The organism is Neisseria sp. P0021.S007 (assembly GCF_051956855.1).
The window spans coordinates 1-580 of the sequence record NZ_JBQCXA010000853.1 but is presented as its reverse complement, the minus strand read 5'-3'; the positions used below and the strand labels follow the sequence as shown (position 1 = coordinate 580).

The window sequence follows — 580 nt, the reverse complement described above, 5'->3', positions numbered from 1 at the left end:
TTGGACGCAAAGTTGGTATGACCCGCGTGTTCGACGAACAGGGTGTTTCTGTTCCGGTGACCGTTTTGGATATGTCTGCCAACCGCGTTACACAAGTAAAATCCAAAGATGCTGACGGCTATACTGCCGTTCAAGTTACCTTTGGTCAGAAAAAAGCTAACCGTGTCAACAAAGCCGAAGCAGGACACTTTGCAAAAGCAGGTGTTGAAGCCGGTCGTGGTTTGATCGAGTTTGCTTTGACTGAAGAAAAACTGGCTGAAGTGAAAGCCGGTGACGAAATCACCGTTTCTATGTTTGAAGTCGTTCAACTGGTCGATGTAACCGGTACCTCTAAAGGTAAAGGTTTCTCCGGTACGATCAAACGTCATAACTTCGGTGCCCAACGTACTTCCCACGGTAACTCCCGTTCTCACCGTGTTCCAGGTTCTATCGGTATGGCGCAAGACCCAGGTCGCGTGTTCCCCGGTAAACGCATGGCCGGTCAATACGGTAACACCAAAGCAACTGTCCAAAAACTGGAAGTTGTACGTGTTGATGCAGAACGCCAACTGCTGTTGGTTAAGGGTGCTGTTCCGGGTGC

At 49.5% G+C, this 580-nt stretch carries 1 protein-coding gene; it reads left to right on the top strand.

Features of this window, described 5'->3' with window-relative positions:
* Positions 1 to 580: 50S ribosomal protein L3 (gene rplC, locus ACTHUR_RS16330; RefSeq protein WP_440399728.1), on the top strand; the 580-nt coding region annotated here is incomplete at both ends.